The 6,962-nt window shown below is 61.0% G+C and carries 7 protein-coding genes and 1 pseudogene; 6 read left to right on the top strand and 2 right to left on the bottom strand.

Annotation, left to right across the window (positions count from 1 at the left end):
* On the bottom strand, positions 1 to 613 hold a 613-nt coding region (locus tag HHJ19_RS12105; protein WP_296907676.1), incomplete at its 3' end, for an SAM-dependent methyltransferase.
* An 86-nt stretch (positions 614 to 699) separates the two neighbouring features.
* Between HHJ19_RS12105 and HHJ19_RS12100 the strand changes: the two genes are divergently transcribed.
* From HHJ19_RS12100 to HHJ19_RS12075, 6 genes and pseudogenes are all read left to right on the top strand, one after another.
* Positions 700 to 1,467 (top strand): SDR family oxidoreductase, encoded by a 768-nt coding sequence (locus HHJ19_RS12100; protein WP_296907674.1) that lies wholly within the window; start codon positions 700 to 702, stop codon positions 1,465 to 1,467.
* A gap of 67 nt (positions 1,468 to 1,534) precedes the next feature.
* Positions 1,535 to 1,906, top strand: a pseudogene (locus HHJ19_RS12095) (dihydroneopterin aldolase).
* Positions 1,907 to 1,991: 85 nt separating this feature from the next.
* A complete protein-coding gene (gene ttcA, locus HHJ19_RS12090; RefSeq protein ID WP_296907671.1) occupies positions 1,992 to 2,933 on the top strand; it encodes a tRNA 2-thiocytidine(32) synthetase TtcA in 942 nt (313 codons plus the stop codon).
* A 65-nt stretch (positions 2,934 to 2,998) separates the two neighbouring features.
* A complete protein-coding gene (locus tag HHJ19_RS12085; protein ID WP_296907669.1) occupies positions 2,999 to 3,577 on the top strand; it encodes a DUF4136 domain-containing protein in 579 nt (192 codons plus the stop codon).
* A gap of 299 nt (positions 3,578 to 3,876) precedes the next feature.
* Positions 3,877 to 4,581 (top strand): histidine phosphatase family protein, encoded by a 705-nt coding sequence (locus tag HHJ19_RS12080; RefSeq protein WP_296907666.1) that lies wholly within the window; start codon positions 3,877 to 3,879, stop codon positions 4,579 to 4,581.
* Positions 4,578 to 5,774: a DSD1 family PLP-dependent enzyme gene (locus HHJ19_RS12075; protein ID WP_296907664.1), complete on the top strand. Its 1,197-nt coding sequence runs from the start codon at positions 4,578 to 4,580 to the stop codon at positions 5,772 to 5,774. The genes HHJ19_RS12080 and HHJ19_RS12075 overlap by 4 nt, the downstream gene beginning before the upstream one ends.
* A gap of 131 nt (positions 5,775 to 5,905) precedes the next feature.
* On the opposite strand, the gene ruvB is transcribed toward HHJ19_RS12075, so the two are convergent.
* A partial coding sequence (gene ruvB, locus HHJ19_RS12070; RefSeq protein WP_296907662.1) for a Holliday junction branch migration DNA helicase RuvB occupies positions 5,906 to 6,962 on the bottom strand: 1,057 nt, incomplete at its 5' end.

Below are 6,962 nucleotides of genomic sequence, written 5' to 3'. Positions count from 1 at the left end.
GGCCGGCAACTTCCAGCGGCGGCCGCCGGTCAGTCGGCCGATCGGCGTAAGTGAGGCGGCCCTCATGCAGAACCACGCCCCGCTCGTGCCAGACGCCGTTCAGCCGCGCAAGCAACTCGACCGGCATCGCATCAAGCACCTCATTGCCCAACACCACACCGCGCATTTGCCGGGGCAATTGGTTCGCCCACTGCACTTTGTCGCCATAAGCCGCCAGCCGTTCACGCTGGCGTTCGCGCAGACTGCCGGACAAATCAACAATCGTGTAACGATCCACCCGAGGTCCAAGCGTATCGAGCAGCTGCTGCGCCAGCGCACCGGAGCCTGCGCCGAATTCCCAGATTTCAGCCGTTTGCGACGCCTGCAGCGCCTGCGCCAGCTGGCGTGCGAGGGTTTGGCCAAAGTGCGGCGACAGCTCTGGCGCAGTGACAAAATCGCTGCCTCCCGCCGGCATCATCCCGAACTTGCGGGAATCTTTGGCGTAGTAACCCAGGCCAGGCGCATACAGCGCCAACGCCATGAATTGATCAAAGCCCAGCCAGCCGCCTGCATCGTGAATGGCCGTGACGATGTGTGCCTGCAGGGTGTTCGTTAAAATAGCGCGATTGGTCATATGGGTCACCGATGGCGATTGTCGGCGATTCACCTCTGGCAAAAACCGCCAAATATATAGCCACACCTTTTACCTACCGCAAACCGATGACTCCATCCCCGTCCCAACCCGTTGTTCTCGTAACCGGCGCCGCTATGCGACTCGGCCGCGAGATCGCGCTGGCGCTGGCGGCTGGCGGCTGGCAGGTCGCGGTGCATTATCGGAGCTCGGAAGCTGACGCTATTAAAACGGTAGCCGACTGTGTCCGTTTATCAGGGTCTGCAGCGGCTTTTCGCGCGGATTTTACGGATGAGGAGGCAGTCCGCGGCTTGCTGCCTCGCGTGGCCGCCCATTTTGGCCGAATAGACGCCGTAGTCAACAGCGCATCGACCTTCGAGCATGACACCGCAGCCAGCTTTGGCTTTGCTGCCATGGACAAGCATCTGCACGGCAATACCGGCGCCGCCATCCTGCTGGCGCAGGCGCTGTATGAGCACGCGAGAGCGCAAAACACCATGGGCGCTGTCGTCAATCTGCTCGACCAGAAACTTTGGAACCAGAACCCCGATTTCTTCAGCTACACCTTGTCCAAAGCCGCACTGGAAGCGGCCGGCACCATGCTGGCGATGGCGCTGGCGCCGCAGGTGCGCGTGGTGGGCGTCGCCCCTGGTCTGACACTGACCAGCCATTTACTAAGCGATGACGAGTTCGCGGCGCGGCACAAGCTTTCGCTGCTTGGCCGGTCTTCGACGCCGGCCGATGTGGCCGCTACGGTGAAGTTCGCGCTTGAAAATTCATCCATCACCGGCACCACGCTGCTGGTCGATGGCGGCCAGCACCTGATGCGTTTTGAGCGCGACTTTTCGCTGATGTGAGCCCTGGTCGCGCAAGCGTCGGCAATGGCTGACAGACATCACACTTCACTTATTACAGACTGTCACCATGCTTTACACCCAGGGCACCCGAATTCTCAGCCTGACCGGTTTGGGTTTTCACCCAAACCTGGGCATCCTGGCCAACTAAAAAAAAGCGCCCCAGCCAATTCAGGTCGATGCCGAGTTGAACCTGGGCCTGCAGCCGCTGCTACCACACGACGATGACATCAATCATGTGCTTGACTACCGCAAGGTGCGCCAGATCATCATCACCGATTGCACCGCCGAACACGCCAATCTGCTGGAGAGTCTGATCGGCAAACTGGCGCACCGGCTGATGTTGCTGCCAGGTGTGCTGGGCGTGCGGGTCAAAATTGCAAAACTTGAGATTTTTGACGATTGCGAAGTAGCCATTCGCGTCGAGACGGGAAAGTGGTGATGGGCGCAGTGCACAACCGTTTCAGGCAGCGGACGCCACCTCGTGGGGCCGTATCGCGTATTGCGCAAGTATGGGGGCAATATTCATGAGCGCAGTCTGGATAGACGAACAGCTGGAGACTTCTGCCCGGGTACAGAACTCCATGAAGATCGAGCGCGAAGACCGCAAGCTGGAAAAACGTCTGTGCCGAGAGGTGGGCCGGGCAATCGTCGATTTCAACATGATTGAAGAAGGCGATAAGGTGATGGTCTGCGTGTCGGGCGGCAAGGACAGCTACGCCATGCTCGACATTTTGCTGAAACTGCAAAAGCGCGCGCCCATCAATTTTGAGCTGATCGCCGTCAACCTGGACCAGAAACAACCCGGCTTTCCCGAACAGGTGCTGCCCGACTACCTGGGCAAGGTGGGCGTGCCTTTTCACATCGAGAATCAGGACACCTACAGCATCGTTACCCGTGTGATTCCCGAGGGCAAGACGCTGTGCTCGCTATGTTCGCGGCTGCGCCGCGGCATCCTGTATCGGGTGGCTGGCGAACTCGGCGCGACGAAAATAGCACTTGGCCATCACCGCGACGACATGTTGCAGACTTTCTTTTTGAACCTATTTTTTGCCGCCAAGCTCAAGGGCATGCCGCCCAAGCTGGTGAGCGATGACGGCAACAATATCGTAATTCGCCCGATGGCTTATGTTAGCGAAAAGGACCTGGTTCGCTGGGCGCAGGTGCAGGACTTTCCGATCATTCCCTGCACCCTGTGCGGCAGCCAGGAAAACCTGCAGCGCAAGCAGGTCGGCAACATGCTGCGCGAATGGCAAAAGCAGTATCCCGGGCGGGTCGAAAACATGTTCTCGGCGTTACAGAACATCGTGCCTTCGCATTTAATGGACAGCAAGCGTCATGATTTCAAAAACATCAAAACCACTGGGGTCGCCGATCCCGAGGGCGACAAGGGCTTTGATGCCGAGGATTTCAGGGAAGCGGCACTGCCTGGCCTGTCGGTGATGGCAATTGCCACTCATCCATCTTGATTTGAAAAATTTGCTTTTAGGTTTCTATGAAACGATCACTTTCAGCTATTTTTTTTATATCAATCATGAGTTTTTTCATGGTGGGTTGCGCGACCATGCGGGGGGTCGACAGCGATGTGACCGCGTTTTATCAATGGGGGGCCGCGCCGCCTGGACCAGGCACCACCTTTCGTTTTGAGCGCCTGCCCTCACAGCGGGTCGTTGGTGCGCAGCAGGACTATGTCGAAGGCCTCACGCGCACTGCGCTGGCCAGGGTCGGCATGCAGGCTGACCCCGCAGCGGTGCGTTACAGCGTTCAGGTCATGGTCAACACGCAGGTAGTGGAGCGTCTACCCTATGACCAGCCGGGCTATGACGGTTTCGGATTTGCCACGCCAGGCGTTTTTCTGGGCGGCTTCAGCAGCGGCGCATCAGTCGGCCTGTCCCTGCCGATGCGCTTTTCCGAACCCTATTACCGGCGTGAACTGACCTTGCTGATGCGTGACCTGGCTTCCGGCCAAGTGGTCTTTGAAACCCACGCTCTGAGCGATGGCGCGCAAAGCGAAACCTTGCGGGTACTGTCCGCCATGCTGGACGCCGCCTTGAGCGGATTCCCCCAGCCCCTTGCCGGACCACGCCGGATCAACGTCCAGCTTCCGCGCTAAAGAGGATATGGCCCCCACGCTCGTCGCTGCGCGTACTGCGCGGCCCCCCGAGGGGGCTGAACTCCGCTTGGGGCGGCCCGGCGCTTCGTTCATGGCCCCCACGCTCGTCGCTGCGCGTACTGCGCTGCCCCCCGAGGGGGCTGAACTCCACTTGGGGCGGCCCAGCGCTTCGTTCGCGGCCCCCACGCTCGTCGCTGCGCGTACTGCGCTGCCCTTCGAGGGGGCTGAACTTCGCTTGGGGCGGCCCGGCGCTTCGTTTATGGCCCCCCGTTTTTCACTGCGTGTAATGCGCTTCTAAAATGAATGAACCAACCCGCATCGTTGCCATACGCCATGGCGAAACCACTTGGAACTTGGACACCCGCATCCAGGGCCATCTTGATATCCCCCTGAATGCCACGGGCCGCCAGCAGGCATCGCGCATGGCACAGGCGCTCAGGGACGATCCCATCGCCGCCGTTTACGCGAGTGACCTGACCCGGGCCTGGCAGACAGCCGAATTCCTGGGGCGTGCTCACGGGCTGGAAGTTACCGCGGAAAAAGGCCTGCGAGAACGCGGTTTTGGTGATTTCCAGGGTAAAACGTTTGCCGAAATTGAGGCCTTGCTGCCTGAACAGTCCCTGCGCTGGCGCAAGCGGGAGCCTGAATTTGCCCCGCCAGGCGGCGAGTCTTTACTGGCCTTGCACCACCGGGTTGTCGAGGCCGCAGAACGGTTGGCAGCGAAGCATCCGGGCGAGTTGATCGCCCTGGTGGGTCACGGCGGCGTGATGGACGTGCTGTATCGCGCCGCCACCAGACTGGACATTCAGGCGCCGCGCACCTGGGCCCTGGGCAACGCAGCCATCAACCGCCTGCTCTGGACGCCCGAAGGTTTTACGCTGGTTGGCTGGGCAGACACGCAGCACCTGAATAACGAGGCGCTTGACGACAACCGGTTTGGTTTGCCGGCCAAACCCGTCGCGATGCTGGCTACGGGTAACGCAGACGGAGCCACACCCTCATGAGTACCCCGCCTTCCCGCTGGTCTGAAATGGCCGGCAAACCGGTCCAGGACATTGACACCCCCAGCCTCGTGATTGACCTGGATGCCATGAAGCGCAACCTGGGTCGAATGGCGGAATTTGCCAAAAAACACAACATCCGCTGGCGCCCGCACGCCAAGCTCCACAAAAGCGTTGCCCTGGCCAAAATGCAGGTTAAGGCGGGTGCCGTGGGAGTGTGCGTGCAAAAAACCGCAGAGGCCGAAATCATGGTGGCCGGCGGCGTCCACAACGTCTACATCAGCAACCAGGTAATTGCCCCGGCCAAACTCGCCCGCGTGGCGCGACTGGCGCAAAAGCTGGCCGTCCAGGGCGGCGGCCAGCTCGCCATTGCCGTGGACAGCAGCGAAGGGGTGATCCGGTTGGCGCAAGCCATGACCCAGGCGCGCATCAACGCCCATGCAGGCAGCAGCGTTGGCACGGTGATTGATGTGTTTGTCGAAGTGGACGTGGGCCAGGGTCGCTGTGGCGTCGAGCCAGGTTCCGCCGCCGTCACGCTGGCGCTGGAAATCCGCAAACACCCCGCCTTGCGCTTCGCCGGCTTGCAGGCATACCACGGCAAGGCTCAGCATTTACGCACTGCGCAGGAGCGGCGAGTTGCCATTGCCAGTGCGGTGGCTGCCGTCGTGCTGACGCGCGAGCTTCTCCAGGCGCAGGGAATTGAGGTCGGCCTGGTCACGGGCGCCGGCACCGGCAGCCTGGTTCTGGAGGCCGCCAGCGGCGTTTACGGTGAATTGCAGGCCGGCGCATTCATGTTTATGGACGCCGACGACGCGCGCAACGAGCGCGACCCGGCGCAACCACAATTTGAGCACGCGCTGTTCGTCAAGACACAGGTGATGAGCAGCCACAGCGACCATGCCGTATGCGACGCTGGCCATAAAAGCCACGCCATTGATTCGGGCTTGCCGCTGGTTCATGCGCTCGACCCCGGCAGCGAACTGGAGTACTTCAATGGCGGCGACGAGCACGGCATTTTGCGGCCGGCTGCAGGCTGCACCCGCCTGCCGGGACTGGGACAAATGTTATGGCTCATTCCAGGGCACTGCGACCCGACCGTCAACCTGCACGACGTGATGATCGGCGTGAGCGGCGGACTGCGCCAGGGAACGGTGGAACGCATCATCCGGGTCGATGCGCGTGGCGCTATGAGCTAAAAATTCAGCCACGTCAGTATTTCCAGAGATTCATGCCTGAAGTCCATTAATAACGGTCATAGCTTGCTATCAACAAAATAGCAAATAAAGCCAGGGCAGCCACCGCCGATGGCACCAGAAGACCCTAAGGCTCAGACATCAAACAGCGTTTCGCCATTGCTGCGCGGCGCCACCCCCAAGTGCCGGTAGGCCGCCAGTGTCGCCATGCGCCCCCGCGGCGTGCGCTGCAAAAAACCCTGCTGGATAAGATAAGGCTCGATCACATCCTCAATCGTGCCGGGCTCCTCGCCAATGCTGGCGGCGATGTTGTCCAGCCCGACCGGGCCACCGTCGAAACGGTGAATGATGGCTTCGAGAAATTTGCGGTCCATTAGGTCAAAGCCCTGAGGATCCACGTCGAGCATGGCCAGCGCCTTGTTGGCAATATCCAGCGTGATCTGGCCGGTGCCTTTGACGTCGGCGTAGTCGCGTACCCGGCGCAACAGGCGGTTGGCAATGCGCGGCGTGCCGCGTGAGCGGCGCGCAATCTCGAAGCCACCCTCCTCGTCCATCGGTGCATTGAGCAGGCCGGCGCTGCGCCTGACGATGCGCGCCAGTTCTTCGGGCGTGTAAAACTCCAACCGCGCCACGATGCCGAAGCGATCGCGCAACGGATTGGTCAGCATCCCGGCGCGGGTTGTCGCGCCGACCAGCGTGAAGGGCTGCAAATCGAGCTTGATGCTGCGCGCCGCCGGACCTTCGCCGATCATGATGTCGATCTGGTAGTCCTCCAGCGCCGGATAAAGGATTTCCTCGACCACCGGGCTCAGGCGGTGAATTTCGTCGATGAACAGGACGTCGTTTTTTTCCAGGTTGGTCAGCAGCGCCGCCAGGTCCTTCGGCTTTTCCAGCACCGGGCCGGAAGTCGAGCGCATGTTGACGCCGAGTTCATGCGCAATGATGTGCGACAGCGTGGTTTTACCCAGACCGGGCGGGCCGAACAGCAGCACATGATCGAGCGCCTCGCTGCGCTTTTTCGCCGCACCGATGAAAATTTCCAATTGCTCCCGCGCCTTGGTCTGGCCGACGTAGTCGTCAAACAGCTTGGGCCGCAGCGCCCGCTCGATCGCCTCTTCACGTGGCGAGGCCGGCGCGGTCGACATCACGCGCTTGGCAGGCGGCAGGTCGGACATGTCGAAGTCGTCGGTC

Source organism: Polaromonas sp. (assembly GCF_012927415.1).
Classification (GTDB): domain Bacteria; phylum Pseudomonadota; class Gammaproteobacteria; order Burkholderiales; family Burkholderiaceae_C; genus Polaromonas.
The sequence above is the reverse complement of the archived record's forward strand: the minus strand, read 5'-3'. Positions and strand labels throughout refer to the sequence as shown.

What these genes read in the sequence shown, in the direction of transcription:
- HHJ19_RS12100 (WP_296907674.1), top strand. Translation starts at nt 700, where the DNA reads ATGACTCCATCCCCGTCCCAACCCGTTGTTCTCGTAACCGGCGCCGCT.
- ttcA (WP_296907671.1), top strand. Translation starts at nt 1,992, where the DNA reads ATGAGCGCAGTCTGGATAGACGAACAGCTGGAGACTTCTGCCCGGGTA.
- HHJ19_RS12085 (WP_296907669.1), top strand. Translation starts at nt 2,999, where the DNA reads ATGAGTTTTTTCATGGTGGGTTGCGCGACCATGCGGGGGGTCGACAGC.
- HHJ19_RS12080 (WP_296907666.1), top strand. Translation starts at nt 3,877, where the DNA reads ATGAATGAACCAACCCGCATCGTTGCCATACGCCATGGCGAAACCACT.
- HHJ19_RS12075 (WP_296907664.1), top strand. Translation starts at nt 4,578, where the DNA reads ATGAGTACCCCGCCTTCCCGCTGGTCTGAAATGGCCGGCAAACCGGTC.